Below are 20292 nucleotides of genomic sequence, written 5' to 3'. Positions count from 1 at the left end.
GTTGAACTAAATGGTAGGTCACAGCCTGCTAGTGATTGAGTTGCCGGATCTGTGAGGTGACGGGGCTTTTTATTACCATTAATCTACCAGGCCTGCTTGGTTTATAATCTGTTTAGCCCTTCAATTGTATGATATATTGGTTAGGTAATAATGCCCACGTTGATTTTTGAGAACTGAATTTGTTGTCCGATATTTCGCTCTTACAACTTATCCTCGCCAATATTGTCTTGGTGGCCGGCGCCTGCCTTCAGGGTGTTGCGGGCTATGGCATCGGTACCTTGTCAGCACCGTTGATGTTCTTAATCAGCCCCGCTTTTTTACCCGGCGTCATGATTATTAATGCCGTGGTTCTTAACATTCTTATGCTGATTCGCAATCACCAAAGTTTAACGTTTCGGCCCGTGCGCTACGCCATAGGCGGCAACGTGATTGGTACCGGTTTGGCCGCTATTACCCTGACGTTTTTAACCGCACAGGGGTTCGAGCTGGCTTTTGGAGTATTAATTCTAATGGCGGTAGGTTTGAGTGTGATGGGGTTAAGGCCGTCACTGTCGCCGCGCAATAGTGTTATGGCTGGTGGGGTGTCCGGCTATATGGGTACGATTACCGCGGTAGGTGGCCCACCTATTGCGCTGATTTACCAAAATGAGACCGGTGAATTGGTGCGCGCTAATCTGGCCGCGTTTTTTCTATTCGCCAGCCTTGCCAGCGTCGTGGCGCTGGCCCCCGCCGGCTATATCGGCATGCTGGAAATGAAGCTGGTGCTGGCCACCGCCCCCGGGGTATTTATCGGCTTTTGGTTGTCGGGCCACTTAGTGACGCGCTTACCCTTCAATGCCCTCAGACCCGTTATTTTGTCCATAGCGGCGCTGGCGGGCGTTGCGGCTGTGATTAGGGGGGTGTTGACATACTAACGGCCGTCGGATGTCTGAGGTCCGATGTCTGACGCAAACAACATCGAAACGGCACTAGCCGCTTTCGATTCACCTCAGACATTAGCCGTCCGAATTCAGGCATTCTATCCAGTCAGACCTCAGACGTCAGACCTCAGACCCTTTCTCCTGCACCAAAACCCAAGGCTTAACCACAACAGCCCACAGGGTGATGTCATCATCAAACCACGCTTGCGCGCTTTCGTCGCTGACGGGGCCAACTTGGTTGGCTTGCATCCAATGCTGAATTTGCGCTGCGTTGTCGCGGGCCATTTCGGTCGCTACTTGTGTAAGGTCGAGTTCCGGCGCGACAAAAATGGCGTTGCCCGAGGCGAAAAAACGCTGCAGTTCGCGCCAGGGTATTTGCGCAGTTTCTAAATTTACTTTGGCTTGTAACAGTTCGTTGTCTTCGGTCATATTCTCGAATCTTTTAGGCATTTTGGCTTAGCAGTGCTTGGGCTACCCGACTGTGGTTGGCAATGCCGAGTTTGCGACACATAACATCGCCCGCTACTACTACTTGATTGAGGTCAATGCCGTGCTCAATACCCAGCCCGTTTAATAGGTATAGCACGTCTTCGGTGGCGAGGTTGCCCGAGGCTCCTTTGGCGTACGGGCAGCCGCCCAGCCCTGCGACCGAGGCGTCGATAACACTAATGCCCATTTGCAGGGACTGGTACACATTGGCCAGCGCCTGGCCGTAGGTATCGTGCATATGCACGGCCAGTTGTTTGGGGTTGAATTTTTGAAGCATCGGCGTGAGCAGAGCCTGGGTGCTAGCGGCGGTGCCCACGCCAATAGTGTCACCCAGTGACACCTCAAAACAGCCCATGTCGAACAGTGCCTCGGCGATGTCCACGCAAAGTGCGGGGTCGACTGCCCCGCTGTAAGGGCAGCCCAGTACGCAGGAAATATAGCCGCGCACAGGGATCTTGGCCTGGGCTGCCGCCTGAGTGACCTCTGCGAAGCGCGCAAGGCTTTTATCGATACTGCAATTGAGATTTTTTTGGCTGAAGGCCTCTGACGCGGCAGCAAAAATCGCGACCTCGTCGGCCTTTGCTGCGAGCGCGCGCTCAAAGCCTTTTAAGTTGGGAGTGAGGGCGCTGTAACTGACGCCTGCACGGCGTTCAATACCAGCCAACACCGCTTCGCTATCGGCCATTTGCGGCACCCACTTGGGGTTAACAAAGGCGCCGGCCTCTATGCGCGTAAGTCCCGCTCGGGCGAGGGCGTTAATGAGTTCTATTTTGTCGGCACTGGCAATGAGCCCGGTCTCATTCTGCAGGCCATCGCGCGGGCCTACTTCCACCAAGGTGGCTTTACCCGGTAGCACTATTCCTCTCCCCAGCGCGGCATCAGTTCCTGCTCAATACCCAGTTGGTCGAGAATACGGGCCACGACAAAATCAATCAGTGCTTCGACGCTGTCAGGCTGCATATAGAAGCCAGGGCTGGCCGGTAATACCACCGCGCCCAGCTGGGTAAGTTTAAGCATGTTCTCAAGGTGAATGGCCGAGTAGGGGGTCTCGCGCGGGACTAAAATTAATTGTCGCCTTTCTTTTAACGCCACGTCGGCGGCGCGCTCAATTAAGTTGTTACTGGCGCCGGTCGCGATGGACGATAAAGTGCCACCACTGGCCGGGCAAATAACCATAGAGGCCGGGGAGCTCGAGCCAGAGGCCACCGGCGAAAACCAATCGTCGCGGCCGAATAACATAAGCTGGTCATCTTCGGCGCCATAACGCTGGCTAAGGAAGATCTGTTGTTCTTCCAAGTTCGAGGGTAAATCTAATTCGGTTTCCGTTCGAATCACCACTTCGGCGGCGGACGACAGCAATAGGTAGACGCGACATTCGGCAGCGAGCAGGCACTGCAGTAGTCGCAATCCGTATTGAGCGCCTGAGGCGCCCGTCATAGCGAGGGTTACGGTGCGCTCCTCATTCATTTTGGCCTCCGTCACAGTGCGTGTTTATTCAGTTGTTCCACCAGGCGGCCGTGCAGGCCACCAAAGCCGCCGTTGCTCATAATAACAATGTGGCAGTTGGCCTCGGCCAATGCCAGCGCGTCGTGAATAATTGCATTCAAATCACGATATAACTTTGCGGGCACGGGCGAGTGTTTAATGACATCGGCCAGATCCCAGTCGGTATCGGGTGGCTGGTACCAGAGTACATCATCGGCGTCGACACAGGCGGCAGCCAAATTATCTTTGTGGACACCCATACGCATCGTGTTTGATCGCGGTTCAATTACGGCGATGATTTTTCCATCGCCCACTTTGGCGCGCAGCCCGGCCAGGGTGGTTTGAATGGCCGTAGGGTGGTGAGCAAAGTCGTCGTACACCTTTATAGAATGTGTATCGGCGATGCATTCCATGCGGCGTTTTACGCCTTTAAATTCCGACAGCGCCGCCGCCGCAATTTCTGGTGTAACGCCTACGTGGCGCGCCGCCAGTATCGCTGCAAGCGCGTTGTCGACGTTGTGCTGGCCGCTGAGCCCCCAGTCGACAACGGCATGTTGCTGTCCGCCTTGGCATACAGCAAACTGGCTGCCGTCGGCTTGCAGGTTAGTGCATTGCCATTCACCTTGTTCGCCGGTGGTGACTGTCTCACTCCAGCAGCCTTTGGCAATGGTGTCCTCTATGGCGGCGACATTGGCCGGATAAATAATACGACCGCTAGCGGGTACTGTGCGTACCAGATGATGGAATTGTCGTTGGATGTCCGCCAGTGCATCGAAAATATCGGCGTGGTCGAATTCCATGTTGTTAATAATCAGCGTGCGCGGCTGGTAATGAACAAACTTGGATCGTTTATCGAAGAAGGCACTGTCGTATTCATCGGCTTCGATAACAAAGAAGGGGGTATCGCCCAGGCGGGCGGATACGGGGAAGTTTTGGGTGACGCCGCCGATTAAAAAGCCGGGGCTCATTTGGGCGTACTCTAAAATCCACGCCAGCATACTGGCCGTTGTGGTTTTACCATGAGTGCCAGAAACCGCTAACACCCATTTGCCCGGCAGCACATGTTGTCGCAACCACTCGGGGCCAGACGTATAAGGCAGTCCTCGCTCAAGCACAGCTTCTACCGCCGGGTTGCCACGGCTTAGCGCATTGCCGATAACAACCAAATCGGGGGCCGGGTCGAGCTGGCTGGGGTCGTAGCCGCTGATAAGCTCAATACCCAATTGCTCCAGCTGAGTGCTCATGGGTGGGTAAACGTTTTGGTCCGAGCCTGTCACCCGGTGGCCAAGTTCCTTGGCAAGGCAGGCCAGACTGCCCATGAACGTACCGCAAATACCAAGAATATGTATGTGCATAAACTCGCTTCAATCGTCATTTTTGATTGCAGCGAGCTTAGCATAAATTGCGATGCTAGACGTCTGAGGCCTGATGTCTGACGAGTTTTCGCTACGCAGGAGAAGCCTCTTGGACCGTCAAGCGTCGGACATCAGACCCTGGGCCTCGGACGCCCGTAACGATTCCCCAAAATACCTTCTCTTTTTGGTCGCCTTCATTTTGGTTAGATCTCCCATAAACAGGCCATCTAAACAATTGCCGAAATCCGAGTCGACGCTGAAGGCGAGTAGGCTGTAACCGCCGGCTTCATACAGTGCGGCGTATTGTTTATAGAGCGTTGGGAATTTGTGGCCAGCGGCGCTGAATTGCTGCTGCACGTAACGCATGGCATCGTCGGGTTCTTTATCGCGAAACTCACAGATTAGCCGTTCATGGTCTTCTTGATTGATGACATGAGGGTGTGGGGCAAGTGCCATCGGCTGGGCTGTGCTGAAATAGCGCTGGTAGAAAAAGACAGCCAAATCGCGCAGATTTTTGGGGTAGGTGGCGCTCATACTGACAGGTCCGAGTACATAGCGCACTTGAGGATTGTGTGTCAGGTAGGCACCTAACCCCTGCCAAAGGTAGTCTAAACTGGCTTTGCCCCAGTAGTCTGGGTGCACGAAGCTGCGGCCCAGCTCTACGCCTTGCTCTAAATAGGGGAATAGATTGGGGTGAAAGGTGAATAACTCGTTGGTGTAAAGCCCTTCGGCGCCGTATTGTTGCAAAATTCGACCGCAATCGGCTATGCGATAAGCCCCTGCAATAGTGAGGTTACTTTCGTCCCACAGTACCAGATGCAAATAGTGGTGGTCGTATTTATCGAGGTCGCGGCGCGCGCCAGTGCCTTCGCCTACTTTGCGAAAGGTGTGTTCTCGCAGTCGCCCTATTTCCCGCAAGATGGTTGGGTGGTCAGCGTAGTTGCAGAGAAATATTTTGTTGTTGTCTGAGGTGGTGCCAATTTGCTGCGCCAGCGAAAATTCTTTTTTCAGTGCACTGCGCTCTTCCGGGTGGGCTATGGTTCGTTCGGTAACAAACTGCGCGTCACGTTTTTTTCGCAGTTTGTACAGGTGTTTTTTCAGGCGGCGGATCAGGGCCTTATCGGCAAGGTTCTTTGCTTCCAATTCCGTGGCAGGAATCGGCTCGCCAATGCGCATACGAATTTCGGTTGATTGCTTTTTGAACATTTCACGCGCGAGCAACGCGGTACCGAAAGGTTTGTAGAGCATGGACGCAGAGTAAAACAGCAGAGAGTTCTTCGCGTCGATGCAGATAGGCAGTACCGGAGCATTGGTTTTGCGGGCAAAGTGTAAAAAGCCTGCGTGCCAGGCGCCGTCGCGAATGCCTTTGGGGGTGGCGCGCGATACTTCTCCCGCAGGAAAAATAATGACGGCCTGCTCGTTATTGAGTGCCGCCAAAATAGCTTTATAGCTTTTCCGGTAGGCGCCGCGGGTCATGTTATCCAGTGGCAGAAACACGTTGTGTAGCGGCTCGAAGGCCATCAGCATATCGTTGGCAACAATACGAACATCTGAGCGAATGCCGCGTACCATGTGCAGTAAAGCGAGCCCGTCTAGCGAGCCAATAGGGTGATTGGCAATAATGACGACGCGGCCCTGAGCGGGAATATTATTGCGGTCACGCGAGCTGACACTGTAGTTGAAATTAAAGTAATCGAAAATTTGATCGATGAAGTCAATTCCCTTTAACCCTTCGTTGTTGCTTAGGAAGTCATTAATCTCTTGCTCATGAGTGAGCTTGCGCAGCAACGACAGCGTAGGCTTTTTTAAGAGGGGTTTAGTACCGGCAAAGCGGGGGAATTTATCATTAACGGACTGTTCGATATTCAGCATACGCGTAACCTGTATCTATGCCCCGTGCTGGATGTGGGCGGACGGTGATACGCTACGCTAGTTGGCTTTAGTGACAGTTATGTGATGCTTTGGTGACGGATGAGTGACAAGCTCGCCCGTGTAGCCTGCAAGCTCGGTATGCTTCACTCTGCGTCTTGGTGCAGTGCTGCCTGCAGTTGTTTGCATTGGCGTTCGAGCAGAGCTTGATAGGGCGGTTTGATCACTGCTACCTGTTGGCGTTCAGTTATGCTGACATGCGATGCCAGGGCTGGGCTGTGCAGTGCTGGGTCAACCCAAATAGTACCTGCGTCAGGAAGCTGTGTCTGTTCGGGCGTCCGCTGAGAGCTCCCGTCGGGTGTCGTAACGGTTACTGAAATTTTTAGTCGGGGGCTGGGCTGCTGTTGTGACAATTCGCATGCCAGGTGGCCGATGCAAATTCCGTAGAAGCTGGCGTCATCCAGGTTGTCACTGGTAACAGAGAGGGTTAGCCGGCCGTTCTCTAGTGTGTTTTTCTCGCCTTCATAGAGCGCTAGTATGCCTTTTACAAGTCGGTCAAATTTTTTCAAGCAGCTTTGGTAGTTATTTAACGACAGTTGTTGTTCCAGTTTGTTGATGTTCAGCAGCTGCAACTTTACGGTAACGCAGTGGCTGTCCGTTGACTCAGCGCCGGCAATCTCTTGCTCGCTGGGTTCGTCTTCGACACCTTGTGAGTCGGCCGCTGTTTGCTCTAGATCATGGGCCGGCTCTTTGCCCGCGCCTTGTTGTTGCGATAGACGCCTATAGGCCAGCACGCAGACCAACATGGCGATAAAAACGGTTAGAGCCCACGCCCAAATAAAGCTGTCATAAACTTGCTGGATCGGAGGCAGCGCTAGTGTGACGCCTAGGTGGCCCGCAATATGTGTGTCCAACGTGATGGGGGCGGTGAAGTTTAGCTCGCTGTAATGTGGCGGGGCATTGCCGGAGCCGCTTTGCACCAATAGTTGATTCTCGACATCGTGAATGGTCGCGCCGCTGACATTGGGTTGCTGAGCAACGGCTTGTAAAATGACCTGCAAGCTGATCATGTCCTGGCTCAGGGCCGGCTCTACGGCCTGTGACGCCGCACTTTCGGCTAACGCATTGCCATATTGACTTGCGCTTGTCGCCTGTTGCTGTGCGGCGAAGTGCAGAGTCAGCATGGCGCCGGTCAGTCCAAGCAGTACCATCAGGCACAGGCACAGGCCGAGTAAAGGATGGCGACTAAGAGTTTGCTTCAGTGTCATTACGGGTTTTGAGGTGTCCTTGAGGCTAAGTATTCTCTTATACCGCGTCGATACGGTGAGCGCATTCTAACGCAATTGTAGCATTAGCCGCTGTTGAAAAACCCTTTACATGCAGGCGGTTGTTCAACAGTCTGCCCAGGCATTGCTTAAATTTTGCATTCTGTGGTTGTTTTGCCGCTGTCCTATTAGTATTTGCAACGCGTTAACCGCTATAATGCCCGCTTTTACTACAGCGCCTTATACCGTGAAAGATATAGTTTTGATCAATGCGGCCGGGGAAGATAAGCCCGGTGTCACTTCCGCCATTACTCAGGTGCTTGATCGGTACCAAGCTGCCGTGCTGGATATTGGGCAGGCGGTAATCCACGATAATTTAACGTTAGGATTGTTAGTGGGTTTTGAGCAGGGTGCTGTGAATCAAGATGACCTGCTACAGGAAATCCGGGCGGCGGTTATCGATTTGTCTATTCAGGTGCGGTTTACCCGTATTGATGCGCAAAGCTATGAACAGTGGGTCAATCATCAGGGCAAGGCCCGCTATATCGTGACGTTACTGGCAAGAGAAGTCACTGCTGGCCAAATAGCGGACTTAACGCAGGTAACCGTCAAGCACGGTCTGAATATAGACAATATTAATCGCCTTTCAGGGCGTATTCCCCTCAATGGTTTGGATCAGCGCAGCAGCGCTTGCGTTGAGTTTTCGGTGCGCGGCGAGCCGGCCAATCGCGAAGCTTTGCGCGCAGACTTTATGGAGCTGTCGACGCAGCATGAAGTAGATATCGCCTTTCAGCGGGACACCGTTTATCGCCGCAATCGGCGCCTTGTTTGTTTCGATATGGATTCCACCCTGATTGAAGCGGAAGTGATCGATGAGCTCGCTAAGGCCGCTGGCGTGGGGGAGCAGGTGGCTGAAATCACCGAGCTGGCCATGCGTGGCGAATTGGATTTCAATGAGAGCTTTACCCGCCGCATGGCACTGTTAAAGGGCTTGGATGAGAACGTACTTGCGGATATTGCGGCGAATTTACGAATTACTGAGGGCGCAGAAAAGCTGATCAGTAGCTTAAAACACTTGGGTTACAAAACTGCGATCTTGTCTGGTGGCTTTCAATATTTTGGTGAGTACTTACAAAAAAGATTGGGCGTTGATTACGTGTTCGCCAATCAGCTGGATATCGTTGACGGAAAGGTAACCGGCGAGGTGAAAGGTGAAGTCGTCAATGGCCAGCGCAAAGCCGAGTTATTAAAGCTTCTGGCTGAGAAAGAAGGTATCACCGTAGAGCAAACCATCGCAGTTGGCGATGGCGCCAACGATTTGCCAATGCTAAGTGCTGCTGGCCTTGGCATTGCGTTTCGCGCCAAGCCTTTGGTGAAAGCCAGCGCAGAGCAGGCAATATCAACGCTGGGGCTAGACGCGATTCTCTATTTGATGGGGTTTCGCGAACGCGATCGGATTGTTTGAAAAAAGTCGGATGTCTGAGGTCCGATGTCTGAGGTTTGAAAATCAACGCGTCACTCCACACTGTTCGACATCCGACATCCGACATCCGACATCCGACATCCGACATCCGACATCCGACATCCGACAGTTTTACCCTTCCATATTAAAATCGTAACTCATCGATTCCGTGGGTTCTTGCAAATAGTGACCTTGAATGTAGTGCACGCCAGCCTGCCATAGCGTTGATAGTACGCTGGCGTTCTCCACAAAGGGCACTATGGTAACGCGCTCGTGTTCGTGCAGTTCCGCCAGCAGCTGTGAGAGCCCCTCAGGGCTCTCGCTCTTACTCTGAATGTCTTGAGTGAAGGAGCCGTCTACCTTTATTACCTTGGCGTCTACATGCTTTAGCGTATTGAATGGGTTGAGCGAGCAGCCAAAGCTGCTGATTGACATCATTGAGCCGATTTTTAACAGGCCGTTGTTCAGTGCTTTGGCCGCGTTGAGGTGGTTTGTGACGTCGCGTTCTTGCACTTGAAATATAATGGCGTCGGTAGGTAGGCCGGCCGCTTTAAAGGCCACCCCTAACCAGGGAACTAATGTTTCGTCGCACACAGAGACTCGGTTAAGGTTGACGATAAGTTTGGTCTGGTTGCCCCGGGCGCGATGTTCAGACAACATTTTAATCGACTCAAGGACAATCCAGCGGTCAACTTTGGTCCCGATACCTGCATCGGCCGCAGCATCAATAAAACCCTCTGGGGACAGCTTGTCGCCAGTGGCGCTTTCCAGCCGGACTAATACTTCGTAATACTCCTCGTCAGAACCGCGCAGGCTGATAATCGGTTGGAACATTAAGCGGAAAAGATCATTGGCCAGCGCTTCGCGTACTTCACTCAGAAGATTTTTCTCCTGGCGTTCCTCATCGCTCATGGGGGGTTCATAGAGCAGGGCCTGACACTCGGAGCTGGCGCGAGCTTTCTCCATGGCATCCAGGGCCTGCTCTATGGCAGTTTCCGCTTTTGAGCTATTTTCGTTGATCACCGAAACCCCAATGCTGGCGGTTACTTGCAGGGTAACGTTGTCTATGTCGATAATGTGTTCGGCGACCTGACTGCTAATTTTTTCTGCGCGCTTTACCGCTTCCGACGCCGTAGTTGTGTTGGTTAGCAAGGTAAAGCTGCTGTCGCCGAAGCGTGCCAGAATTTCACTGTCATGCTTAAGCTCGGTAAAAAGTTTAGCCAGGTCAGTAATGGCCTCATCGGCACCGCTAACCCCGAACTTACCCTGTATAGCGTCCGCGTAATCGTCGATATCAATGTACAAAAGGGCGCGGGTTTGGTCGTCCCCAATATTATTAATGACTTTGTTGGTTTGCCCCATCATGTAGCTGCGGTTGTATAAACCGGTAACCACATCCAGCGATTTTACCGCCTCCAGCTCTTCAGCGGACGCGCCGTCTTGCTTTGTGGCCTTGGCTAAAAATTGCAGGCAGGGTTCGTCGTCGTAGGTGGCGTGGTTTACTTCCAGGGCGATATTGGTTTCGCTACCATCTTGCTTCAATCCGCTGAATTGCAGCTGAGATGACTCGGCGTCCACGCCCTTCAAGGTAAACTCTTTGATGAAGTCTTTTAGCGTCTTTTGATCCCGCTCTGCAACCATGTCCATGATGGGCATGCAATCTATATCGTCTTTGTCCTCGTAGGCAAACAGCTCGGCGAAGGATTCATTGGCGTAGAGGTACAGGCCATCCTGGACATAGGCGATGGCATCGCGCGAGCTGTCGAGCAGCGATTGGGCGCGCCGTTCCGACTCTCGAAACAGACGATCCGCAATGCGCTTTTCTTGCCGCTGGTAACGATTAGCCATTTCGCGATTAATGACAAAGAGCAGGTGTTGGTCTTCATCGAGTTGTACAACATCGACGGCGCCCAGTTTCAGGCCTTCGACCACCACTTGGCTGCCTTGCTCATCGGTGAGCAATATGACCGGGACATCTTTGTTGAGGCGGCGGATTTGTTGGATAGCGCTAGCGGGGGCAAGGTTTTGGGTTTTTTCGTGAGCGATCAGTAGATCCCAAGCTTGATCTTCAAGCAGCTTTGCCAGAGAGTCGGCACTGGTGACATGCTGAGCCCGATTCGGTTTGCCCGCATTTTGCAGCATGCTGATCAGGCGCTCAGCCTCGGCTTGTGAGTCATTGAGGATGAGCAGTCGGATCGTATCGTTGGCTGTCATAGAGTATTACTGCGCTCTTTCATTTTGATTTTATGGGTGACCCGTTGCCTGCAATCCACCACATGCGAGAGTCAAACCAATGCACGGCGACTTGTAATAGGCCGTTGCGGTGTCTGTTGCTACCGTTTGTCGCCATCTAGTTGAAATTATTAGCTCAACCGAGCTAGTGCGGCAACTATATTACCCGAATCCGGGCCTACGACAATAGCTATTGGCGTATAGAACTGCATGTGAGTGGGGCATATGTCGATATTATGCGACATAGTAGACGTCCCCAGCGTTACTAATTGCGCCAAACCGATTCGAAATCATCCTCCGAAGTGGATCGGGAGTCGTTCTTTTCAGGTTGATCGCTGGCACTGGTTAGGTTTTTGTAGGCAAACTGACTCACGGAGCCTGTGCTAAAAAGTCGTCGGGTCAATTGTAGCGTGGCCAATTGCCCCCCCTGATAAAGTTTTACCTTTTGCTGCTCGTGAAAAGACACCGCATTGGTCAACAAGCTTGCCGGGCGGTTGGCCAGCCTTTGCGCAGGTAGTGCCAGTACGCGATGATATTCAGACGTGTCACCAGTTTTGTGGATGGGTGCGGCCGCTCCTGGGTGTGCCTGGGGGGCCAGTAATTGAATGCCCAGTTGGCTGGTGTTGCGGGTTTGCTGCACCCAGCGCACTGCGGCAATGGCCCACTTAAAGCGGCCGGGCTCGCGCACCCCAAGCAGTTCACCGGCTTTCAGTTGCAGCGGGCTTGCGGTGTGCCATTCCAGACAATAACCACCTGCGCTAACATCAATAATCTCGACGGAAAATATGGGGTGCTGACCGCGATACCGCATGCGCGCACCTTGTTGCAGTGCCTGGTCGATATTGGTGGTGGGCTTGTCGCTCCCCGCCATTCTAGGTTTGGCGATATCATAAGCATCCCCCCATGGGTCAGCTTGGCTGGGGTCGATACGGTCTTTCAGTTTCACGCTGTGTTTTTTAAATATTTCACCGTCGCCCTCGATATCAAAGCTTGAGGTTTGCCTGATGAACAGATTGAACGGCGTTTCATCGGCTACATGAAAATGCAGGTTGGTTAGCCCGACGCAAACCTCCAGCTGTCCGTCGCCGGCTGTGCGTTCGAAATTGCGTTGCGCCGGTTGCTGCCATGCATCAATCGCGTGGCCCAGTAGACTGGTATTGAGCTTCAATGATTTTAGCCGCTCTGGGTCTGTCACCATCTCGTGCAGGGATTGACATAGTTCAGTGGTGTCCAGTTGGCGAATATCTTGGCTTTCATAGAGTGCTAGCCGGGTGCGATAAACCGGAGGGGCTTCGCTGTCCAGCATAACGCTGTACAAATTCTTGGTCCCGGAAGGGTCTAGCTTATTAAGCGATGCTTTTGCCGACCAGTCCTCTAGCGCATTGTATATGTTGTGCAGGTCGTTTTGACGCAATTGATTGGGGCGGCAGGCGGACAGTAATACAACGCGCAAGTAGGCCTGCTCAATGGTGCGCACACCGCGCTGCCCCACCATGGGGTCACGCAGTAGCACCTGTGACAGTCCGCTGAGCTCCGCTAAATGGTATAGCGTATGCAGCTCTCGCCAGGCTTGGCTCGGGGTTGGTGTGTACAGCTGATAGCTGCGCAGCAACAATAAACCAAGCCCCGTAATTGCGCGGTGGATACACAGAGCCTTCACATCTTGGCTGGTTTTGTTGGTAAAGCTGTCCCGAACGGCGCAGGTATAAGCATTGCTTAGGTGCTTTTGCAGTGCCTGCGCCACCGTAGCGGCCTTGCGCGCGGGCTCTGGTAAAATGATGGGTTGATTTAGAAAAGCTTTTGACAGGCCACTAACGCAGCCATATATCACCGGGCGAACGACCTCAAGCATTTTGAAGTGTGTGTCACCGTCGGTTTTTAAACGCGCTAACTCTGGCAGTGCTGAATAGAGAATTGCACTGACAAAGCTGGTGCGCGTTAACGGCAAACTATCTACCCACTGCTCGATATTTTTGACCGAGGTGCTTTTACAGAAGCTCAATTGCTTGAGGTCCGGTTCGGGCAGCTTTAAGCGCTCTAGCAGCGATTGTTGAGAAGGCTCTGTCATATTTCAACGGAATCTTTGCGGTCAGTATTAGCAATATAGCGGATAACCACAGCCTCTGTCGCCTAACCGTCGACTATAGAATGGGAGTTTTACTCGCCTCACCCGCAATTTCACGCACCAGCTTGGGTACCAAATAGCCTGGTAAGTTCTCTCGCATGACTTGTACAAGGCGTCGAGCGTCCGCTTGATCCACGTCAAAGTGGGCGGCTCCCGCGACTTTGTCCAGCATGTGTAAGTAGTAGGGTACAACGCCGCACTGGAACAGTCGTTCACTGAGATTGATGAGTGTCTGGGCATGATTATTGACACCATTGAGCAGTACGGTTTGGTTGAGCAAGGTAACCCCATGGCTCTTTAAGCGAGCCAGAGCTGAGGCCACTCCGGCATCTATTTCATTGGCGTGGTTCGCGTGAATGACTAGTACATTGTCAAAGCGATCGCTGGCCATCCATTCGAGACAGCTATCGGTAATGCGCGCTGGAATCACAATGGGCAATCGGCTGTGTACCCGCAAACGGGTAATGTGTGGAATCTGCGCAATCTGCGCGCTCAACCATTGCAGCGTGCTGTCTGGCGCATTGAGTGGGTCGCCGCCGCTGAATATCACCTCGTTAATGCTGTCGTCTTGAGCGATGTAGTCAAGAGCCTGCCGCCAGGTTTCCCGGCTCGGGCGATTGTCTTGGTAGGGGAAATGACGGCGAAAGCAGTAGCGACAATTAATGGCGCAACTGCCGGTCACCACGAGCAATACCCGGCCTTTGTATTTGTGAATTAAACCCGGGTGCGGATTGGCGGCCTGTTCTCCCAATGGGTCCTGACTGTAGCCCGGTTCAGCCAACAATTCGCGCCCCGTGGGCAAGACTTGCTTGAGCAGCGGGTCGTTTGGGTCACCAATTTGCATTCGTGCCGCGAAGCTGCGCGGTACCCGTAATTCAAACTGGCCACAAGCCTCTAGCGCCATTTCAAGGTCTGTGTTGTCTAGCTGTAACAGCTCAAACAGCTCTTTTGGACTGCGAATCAGGTTTTTCAGCGCCTCTTGCCAGCTTTCGGTGTGCCAAGTGAGGGCGGTTCGATGTATCATTGGCGCCTTTAAAATTTGATAAATGAATTCGAGAGGGTGTATGGCAACCTATTCTATCAATGATTTCCGCACAGGTCTGAAAGTAATGTTGGACGGAGATCCTTGTACGATTGTTGAAAATGAACTGGTAAAACCGGGCAAAGGTCAGGCTTTTAATCGCGTCAAATTGCGCAATTTGGCCACCGGCCGGGTGTGGGAGCGTACTTTCCGTCAGACCGACTCGCTGGAAGGTGCGGATGTCATGGATCGCGACATGGAGTACCTGTATACCGACGGTGAGTTTTGGCACTTCATGGACCCGGACAGCTTCGAGCAGTTTGCCGCTGATGCAAAAGCCGTCGCCGATGCTGCGAAGTGGCTGCGTGAGCAGGATAAGTGCGTGGTTACACTGTTCAACGATGCGCCATTGGTTATTACGCCGCCCAATCACGTTGAGCTGGAAGTAACCGAAACTGACCCTGGGCTTAAGGGCGACACTGCACAGGGCGGTACTAAGCCTGCGACCTTGAGCACCGGTGCGGTGGTCAAAGTGCCTCTATTTATGAACCAGGGTGATGTGGTTCGGGTAGATACGCGTACCGGCGAATATTTGGGACGCGCCTCTAAAGATTGATTCGCTCAATATGAGTGATCACCACCTGCCTACCAGCACGCCCGCAGCCCTTGAGGCGCGGGCCGCGCTTTATCAGTTGATTCGTCATTTTTTTGCTTCTCGCCATGTACTCGAGGTCGAGCTGCCGTTGCTGTGTCAGCACTTTGTGACCGACCCTTTTATTCAGCCCGTAGTGGCCGAGCGAAATGGGCGGCAGGCGTACTTGCAAAGCTCGCCAGAGTACGCCATGAAACGTTTGCTGGCGCAGATGCCCAGGTGTATTTATTCGTTGGGTAAGGCTTTTCGCGACGGTGAGTCGAGTCGGCGTCATAATTGTGAATTCACCATGCTCGAATGGTATCGAGTGGAGCTCGACGACCGGGCTCTGATGGCTGAGGTGGCCGAGTTGGTGAAGGCTGTGGTGCCGGATCTGGCGGTAAACTATCTGAGTTACCGGGATTGGTTTTTCAATGAACTGGGGGTGGACCCTCACTGCGCAACTCGCGAGGAGCTGCAAACCCTTGGCGCGCAGTGGATTGAGATAAATCCAGATGGTTTGTCGAAGGATGACTGGTTGGATTTGCTCATCACGCACCGGCTCGAATCTCGCCTCCCCCAAGGCCTTACATTTATTTACGATTATCCCGTGTCGCAAGCGGCTCTCGCGCGAATAGCGCCCGATGCAACCGGCCAGCCAGTCGCGCGTCGGTTTGAGGCATTCCTAAATGGTATGGAATTAGCTAATGGTTATTGGGAGCTGACAGATGCCACTGAGTTGGCCCTGCGCTTTACGGCCGATCAGCGTCGACGCGAGGAGCTTGGCTTGCCCTACATTGCGGCGGATGAACGATTGCTTGCGGCGATGAAAGATGGCCTGCCAAATTGCGCCGGTGTCGCGTTAGGGGTCGATCGGCTGTTAATGCAAAGTTTAGGATTGGAACATATCCAGCAAGTGTTAACGTTTTCCACTGCGCGAGCCTAGGGTGTGAATAGATTGAGCTTTTTGCAGTAATAAGGCGTACTAATTGTGCCGGCGGGCGCTGCGCCGGACTACAATTATGTTCGCTGAGTGAGCATTCTTGGTTGTAAAACGTTCATAACGGTGCGCTCTAACCCCCTGAATTTGTGCAAGTTCTGTGCTGAGTGGTAATCACACAGTTGGGTCGGGGCGAGTGTCCACGGGGGCTGGGGAAGGTTACTAAAAACTCTTGCACAAAGTTATCCACAGATGGTGTGGATAAGGGTTGGCTGAACCGCCCACCGCGATGCGAGCACTGGAAAAATCTTTTAAAATACACTTTTTTAGCAACGGAGAGACTCGATGCAACAGCTACCTGAAACCATGCGTGAAAACGTCCGTTTATTGGGCGAGCTATTGGGTGAAACCATTCGCGATCACGAAGGTGAGGCTCGCTTCGGTAAGATCGAGCAAATCCGTCAGCTTGGGAAAACCATCAATCAAAGTGAAGATGACGACCCAAGTGCGTTGGTGGAACTGCTCGAAGAGCTGGACGACAATGACATTCTGCCCATTGTTAGGGCATTTAATCAGTTTTTGAACCTCGCCAATATTGCCGATCAAGAGTACGGCGCCAGCGCCGAGGCTGAACCAGAGGATGGTCTCAAGGCAATGCTCCTCAACTTTTCTGAGACCTATGGTCGGGAAAAGCTGGTAGAGGTGATTCGCAACCTGCGTATCGAGCTCGTGCTAACGGCGCACCCAACGGAAGTGACGCGACGTACTTTGATTCGCAAATACGATCAAATCGTGACCACCTTGTCTGATCAGCAGCGCGGTAATTTACTGTCGTTTGAAAAAGACAAAATAGGTGGCCGCCTGCATCGCCTGGTGGAAGAAATTTGGAGCACTGATGAAATTCGCGCCGAGCGTCCTACCGCGGTGGATGAAGCCAAGTGGGGGTTCGCGGTTATTGAGAACAGCCTCTGGCAAGCAGTGCCGGATTTTATTCGTCACATGGACCGACTGTGTAGCCGACATCTGGATGAGTCCTTACCGCTCGACCTACAGCCGTTTTGCTTTTACTCCTGGATGGGGGGAGACCGGGACGGCAATCCCAATGTGACCCACAAGGTAACCCGCGAAGTGTTGTTGCTGGGACGTTGGATGGCGGCCGAGCTTTACCTGCGCGATGTTCAGGGTCTTTACGGTGACCTGAGTATGCTGGCAGCAAGCGACGAGTTGAAAGCCGTGGTTGGTCAAAGCGACACACCTTACCGCGATTATCTGGCCGGGTTGCGCACTAAAGTTCAGGCAACCCTAGACTGGGCAGAGGCAACCTTAAAGGGGCAGCAGCCCGCTAAGCCGGACGGTATCATTGAGTCACGCGAAGACCTGCTGCAGCCATTGATGCTTTGCTACCGCTCGCTGCGCGAAGTGGGGCTGCCGCACATTGCCAATGGTCCCCTGATGGACACTATCCGTCGGGTTTACAGCTTTGGCATTAATTTGGTTCCTTTGGATATTCGTCAGGATGGTGAGCGTCATTTAAATGTGATGGATGAGCTGACTCGCTATTTAGAAATGGGCAGCTACCTGGAGTGGAGTGAGGCCGAACGTCAGGAGTTTTTGCTTAAACACCTGCAGGACAAGCGCCCACTCTTTCCTACCCAATGGCCCGTCAGTGACGAGGGCGCAGAGGTGCTGGCCACTTGTAAAGTGGTCGCCTCAGAGCCACGCGAGGCGCTATCCACTTACATTATTTCGATGGCGCAACAGCCTTCCGATGTATTGGTTGTCGCCCTGCTTTTGAAAGAGTGCGGTATGGGCTGGAATATGCCGATTGTCCCCTTGTTTGAAACACTGGATGATCTGGACCGCTCCGCCCAGGTAATGGATTTGCTTTGGCAGTTACCTTGGTACCGCGAATACACCGACGGTAAACAGACGGTAATGATTGGCTATTCGGACTCGGCCAAAGATGCCGGTAAATTCGCTGCGACCTGGGCGCAATATAAATCGCAAGAGAGGCTGGTGCAGCTGGCAGAGAAGCACGGTGTGGATTTGGTTCTGTTCCACGGCCGCGGCGGTACCGTCGGCCGTGGCGGCGGTCCGGTAGAAAAGGCCATGGCTTCGCAGCCACCGGGTTCGGTCAAGGGCAAGATTCGTGTGACCGAGCAAGGCGAGATGATTCGCTATAAGTTTGGCCTGCCGAAAGTGGCGTTTGCGAGTTTCTCAACGTATGTGGTGGCAACCTTGCGCGCGACATTGGAACCGCACGAGGCGCCGCAGGAGCAGTGGCGTGAATTAATCGAACGCATGGCGCAGGCGAGCCTTGAGGGCTATCGTCGGGTGGTGCGTGGGCATCCGCAATTTGTGCCTTACTTCCGCTCTCTCACGCCCGAGCAAGAGTTGGGCTTGTTGGCGTTGGGATCGCGACCTGCCAAACGCAAGGCCACCGGTGGTGTGGAAAGTTTGCGAGCGATTCCTTGGGTTTTCGCCTGGATGCAAGTGCGCCTAAATTTACCTGCATGGCTTGGCACCCGTCAGGCTTTGGAATTTGCCCTCCAAGAAGCGCCCGCGACCCTTAACGATATGGTGGATAACTGGCCCTTCTTTTCATCGTTCCTGGATTTGCTGGAAATGGTGATCGGTAAGGCGGACACACCGATTGCCGCTTACTATGAAAAGCAATTGGTACCCAAAGAGTTGCACCCGCTGGGACAGGAATTGCGCGCTGATTTAGGCGCACTGGAAGTGCTGATCAACCGCATCAAAAAGCAAGATGCATTGTTCGAAAGCGATCCTATGTTGCGTCAAACGTTAAGTGTGCGTAAGCCCTACATTGATCCTCTTAATTATTTACAGGCGGAGCTGCTCAAACGTCATCGCAGCGGCAAGCCGTTTAGCGAAGAGCTCGAACGCGCTTTGAAAGTAACCATGGCCGGTATTTCCGCTGGTATGCGTAACACAGGGTAAGTCGGGGAACGGTTCACGGGCGACAGTGAACGGGAGGTGGCTTGAGCTGCCTTCCCTTTTTCTTGTTACTGAAAGTGTGTTTTAGCCTTGCAGTTGGTGTTTGCGAAACTCTGAGGGTGTCATGCCCACGCGTTTTTTGAATAGGGTATTAAAGGTTGCCTTACTGTTAAAGCCTGCTTCGTAAAGAATATCCAGAATGCTATTGTCTTTATGGATGGGGTCGGATAGCAGTGCCTGAGCTTTGTCTATTCGATAGCTGTTTATAAACTCGTAAAAATTTTTACCGAAGTGTTGTTTGAAAATGGCTGAAAGTGTTTTAGGTGGGATGCCAACCATATTCGCAAGTTCGTCTACGGTAAGTGCATGTTGCAAAAATGGAGAATCCTGCTCCATTACATCGAGCAGTTTATCGATATCGGTTGACTGAAATATCTCCCGATTCGCGTCATCCTTCTTAGTGTTAAATTCCTGTACAGTGCCAACCAGTGATGAATGTCTCAGGCTAAAAAAGATTAATACACTGACCAGTAAAAATGTAAGGTAGTTGGCGGTTAAACCCATGGTGCGAAAATCGAAGGTCATTCCGAAGTGAAAGCTACACAGAATCATGATGCTAACAATGACAGCAATAACGCGCAGTATCAGAAATCCATCGACCAAAAGGTTAAGCCAGCGAAAGTCAATGCTTTGAATGTCAGAGAAGTTTTGTCGAATGTGTGAACGATAACGCCGGATTTCGATGACGCACATTACGCCAAAACTGATGCGGATCAGTTCGCGCACAAAGGTCACATAGTTCATGTATTTAGGTGCCAGGGCGAGATCGTAGCCTTGCTGTAAAGCAGTTTTAGCATCGCCGGATAAACTGTAATAAAACAAAATCTCATAGCCCAAGTACAGTAAAAAGGGCGCTAAATATAAGTATTCAAAGGGCTTGGGGCGATAATTCTTATACAGTGCTGAACGGGTGTACCAAAGAAGTAAAGGGCCCTCCAGCCAATAGGCGAAGCCAAAAATATAAAAAAGATTGGGAGAGATGTCGAGCGCGACGTAACGAAACTCCTCGCCAAAATTAATCAAAATGTCCAGCGGAATGGCGGCGTGCGATAATAAAAAAAGTGCCAGAAACAGATTTCTTGGTAAGTGGCCACGGCTCAAAACAAGCAATAACAATGCGTAAAGTACACACTGGTATGCCGTCATGAGCAGCACTACATCGTGAGTGTTGAATATAACTGAATCCATAAATTCTCTAAGCTTTTTTATTCATTATTTTTTGCTTGTCTTAACCGAGCTTAATGGTGGACCTGAAAATTGGCCCGCCGGGAGCAGTATACCAAGCTATTCCACTGCTTGTAGGAACAAAATTCCATTGCGTTGCTTTATGTGCCAGCCCTTGCTGGCTGTGGCTTGTGGGCGTTCATATTTTATCTGTACGTTCAAATTTTCACTATTGCAATGCTTTGGACGCTTTTGTGGGGGCGGCGTGATTAAGTGTCGCGGCTCTTGGGTGTATGTACTCGAGAGTTGCCTGATT

15 protein-coding genes are annotated in these 20292 nt (G+C 52.4%); 5 read left to right on the top strand and 10 right to left on the bottom strand.

From position 1 onward, the window contains the following. Positions 1-179 precede the first annotated feature (179 nt). On the top strand, positions 180-914 hold the full coding sequence (locus QWI17_RS13310; RefSeq protein WP_302723003.1) for a sulfite exporter TauE/SafE family protein: 735 nt from the start codon (positions 180-182) through the stop codon (positions 912-914). A gap of 126 nt (positions 915-1040) precedes the next feature. Here the strand turns inward: QWI17_RS13310 and QWI17_RS13305 are convergent, their stop codons facing one another. From QWI17_RS13305 to QWI17_RS13280, 6 genes are all read right to left on the bottom strand, one after another. Continuing rightward, on the bottom strand, positions 1041-1349 hold the full coding sequence (locus QWI17_RS13305; protein WP_302723002.1) for a DUF2288 domain-containing protein: 309 nt from the start codon (positions 1347-1349) through the stop codon (positions 1041-1043). A 13-nt stretch (positions 1350-1362) separates the two neighbouring features. Then, entirely contained in the window at positions 1363-2268 is a 906-nt protein-coding gene (locus tag QWI17_RS13300; protein WP_302723087.1) for a hydroxymethylglutaryl-CoA lyase, read from the bottom strand. Then, positions 2265-2876, bottom strand: a complete 612-nt coding sequence (locus tag QWI17_RS13295; protein WP_302723001.1) for a flavin prenyltransferase UbiX — start codon at positions 2874-2876, stop codon at positions 2265-2267. The genes QWI17_RS13300 and QWI17_RS13295 overlap by 4 nt, the downstream gene beginning before the upstream one ends. An 11-nt stretch (positions 2877-2887) precedes the next feature. Next, the gene (gene mpl / locus QWI17_RS13290; RefSeq protein WP_302723000.1) at positions 2888-4249 is read right to left on the bottom strand and encodes a UDP-N-acetylmuramate:L-alanyl-gamma-D-glutamyl-meso-diaminopimelate ligase; all 1362 of its coding nucleotides are present in this window, start codon (positions 4247-4249) and stop codon (positions 2888-2890) included. 117 nt (positions 4250-4366) lie between these two features. Further along, a complete protein-coding gene (gene olsF / locus QWI17_RS13285) occupies positions 4367-6121 on the bottom strand; it encodes a bifunctional ornithine lipid synthase OlsF (protein WP_302722999.1) in 1755 nt (584 codons plus the stop codon). A gap of 143 nt (positions 6122-6264) precedes the next feature. Further along, the gene (locus QWI17_RS13280) at positions 6265-7386 is read right to left on the bottom strand and encodes a hypothetical protein (RefSeq protein ID WP_302722998.1); all 1122 of its coding nucleotides are present in this window, start codon (positions 7384-7386) and stop codon (positions 6265-6267) included. Between the two features lie 244 nt (positions 7387-7630). Here QWI17_RS13280 and serB point away from each other — a divergent pair, with 244 nt between their 5' ends. Next, positions 7631-8848 carry a phosphoserine phosphatase SerB gene (serB, locus tag QWI17_RS13275; protein WP_302722997.1) on the top strand — a complete coding sequence of 406 codons (1218 nt, stop codon included), beginning with the start codon at positions 7631-7633 and terminating at the stop codon, positions 8846-8848. Between the two features lie 129 nt (positions 8849-8977). On the opposite strand, the gene QWI17_RS13270 is transcribed toward serB, so the two are convergent. The 3 genes from QWI17_RS13270 to epmB form a co-directional block, all read right to left on the bottom strand. Further along, on the bottom strand, positions 8978-11059 hold the full coding sequence (locus tag QWI17_RS13270; RefSeq protein ID WP_302722996.1) for an EAL domain-containing response regulator: 2082 nt from the start codon (positions 11057-11059) through the stop codon (positions 8978-8980). Positions 11060-11342: 283 nt separating this feature from the next. Beyond that, the gene (locus tag QWI17_RS13265) at positions 11343-13145 is read right to left on the bottom strand and encodes a cyclic-di-GMP receptor FimW-related protein (protein WP_302722995.1); all 1803 of its coding nucleotides are present in this window, start codon (positions 13143-13145) and stop codon (positions 11343-11345) included. Positions 13146-13218: 73 nt separating this feature from the next. Continuing rightward, a complete protein-coding gene (gene epmB / locus QWI17_RS13260; protein ID WP_302722994.1) occupies positions 13219-14226 on the bottom strand; it encodes an EF-P beta-lysylation protein EpmB in 1008 nt (335 codons plus the stop codon). Positions 14227-14266: 40 nt separating this feature from the next. On the opposite strand from epmB, the gene efp reads away from it, so the two are divergent. The 3 genes from efp (at position 14267) to ppc (ending at position 18755) form a co-directional block, all read left to right on the top strand. Next, positions 14267-14839: an elongation factor P gene (efp, locus tag QWI17_RS13255; protein ID WP_302722993.1), complete on the top strand. Its 573-nt coding sequence runs from the start codon at positions 14267-14269 to the stop codon at positions 14837-14839. 10 nt (positions 14840-14849) lie between these two features. Then, positions 14850-15800, top strand: coding sequence for an EF-P lysine aminoacylase EpmA (gene epmA / locus QWI17_RS13250; protein ID WP_302722992.1), 951 nt, complete (start codon positions 14850-14852; stop codon positions 15798-15800). A gap of 339 nt (positions 15801-16139) precedes the next feature. Beyond that, positions 16140-18755: a phosphoenolpyruvate carboxylase gene (gene ppc, locus QWI17_RS13245; RefSeq protein ID WP_302722991.1), complete on the top strand. Its 2616-nt coding sequence runs from the start codon at positions 16140-16142 to the stop codon at positions 18753-18755. 81 nt (positions 18756-18836) lie between these two features. On the opposite strand, the gene QWI17_RS13240 is transcribed toward ppc, so the two are convergent. Further along, positions 18837-20000, bottom strand: a complete 1164-nt coding sequence (locus tag QWI17_RS13240) for a helix-turn-helix domain-containing protein (protein WP_302722990.1) — start codon at positions 19998-20000, stop codon at positions 18837-18839. Positions 20001-20292: the final 292 nt, after the last annotated feature.

It is taken from the genome of Gilvimarinus gilvus, from assembly GCF_030518155.1.
GTDB lineage: Bacteria > Pseudomonadota > Gammaproteobacteria > Pseudomonadales > Cellvibrionaceae > Gilvimarinus > Gilvimarinus gilvus.
Note: the sequence above shows the minus strand (reverse complement) of the source record. Positions and strands in the feature narration are given on the sequence as shown.

What these genes read in the sequence shown, in the direction of transcription:
- QWI17_RS13305 (WP_302723002.1), bottom strand. Translation starts at nt 1,349, where the DNA reads ATGACCGAAGACAACGAACTGTTACAAGCCAAAGTAAATTTAGAAACT.
- QWI17_RS13295 (WP_302723001.1), bottom strand. Translation starts at nt 2,876, where the DNA reads ATGAATGAGGAGCGCACCGTAACCCTCGCTATGACGGGCGCCTCAGGC.
- mpl (WP_302723000.1), bottom strand. Translation starts at nt 4,249, where the DNA reads ATGCACATACATATTCTTGGTATTTGCGGTACGTTCATGGGCAGTCTG.
- olsF (WP_302722999.1), bottom strand. Translation starts at nt 6,121, where the DNA reads ATGCTGAATATCGAACAGTCCGTTAATGATAAATTCCCCCGCTTTGCC.
- QWI17_RS13280 (WP_302722998.1), bottom strand. Translation starts at nt 7,386, where the DNA reads ATGACACTGAAGCAAACTCTTAGTCGCCATCCTTTACTCGGCCTGTGC.
- QWI17_RS13270 (WP_302722996.1), bottom strand. Translation starts at nt 11,059, where the DNA reads ATGACAGCCAACGATACGATCCGACTGCTCATCCTCAATGACTCACAA.
- QWI17_RS13265 (WP_302722995.1), bottom strand. Translation starts at nt 13,145, where the DNA reads ATGACAGAGCCTTCTCAACAATCGCTGCTAGAGCGCTTAAAGCTGCCC.
- epmB (WP_302722994.1), bottom strand. Translation starts at nt 14,226, where the DNA reads ATGATACATCGAACCGCCCTCACTTGGCACACCGAAAGCTGGCAAGAG.
- efp (WP_302722993.1), top strand. Translation starts at nt 14,267, where the DNA reads ATGGCAACCTATTCTATCAATGATTTCCGCACAGGTCTGAAAGTAATG.
- epmA (WP_302722992.1), top strand. Translation starts at nt 14,850, where the DNA reads ATGAGTGATCACCACCTGCCTACCAGCACGCCCGCAGCCCTTGAGGCG.
- ppc (WP_302722991.1), top strand. Translation starts at nt 16,140, where the DNA reads ATGCAACAGCTACCTGAAACCATGCGTGAAAACGTCCGTTTATTGGGC.
- QWI17_RS13240 (WP_302722990.1), bottom strand. Translation starts at nt 20,000, where the DNA reads ATGGATTCAGTTATATTCAACACTCACGATGTAGTGCTGCTCATGACG.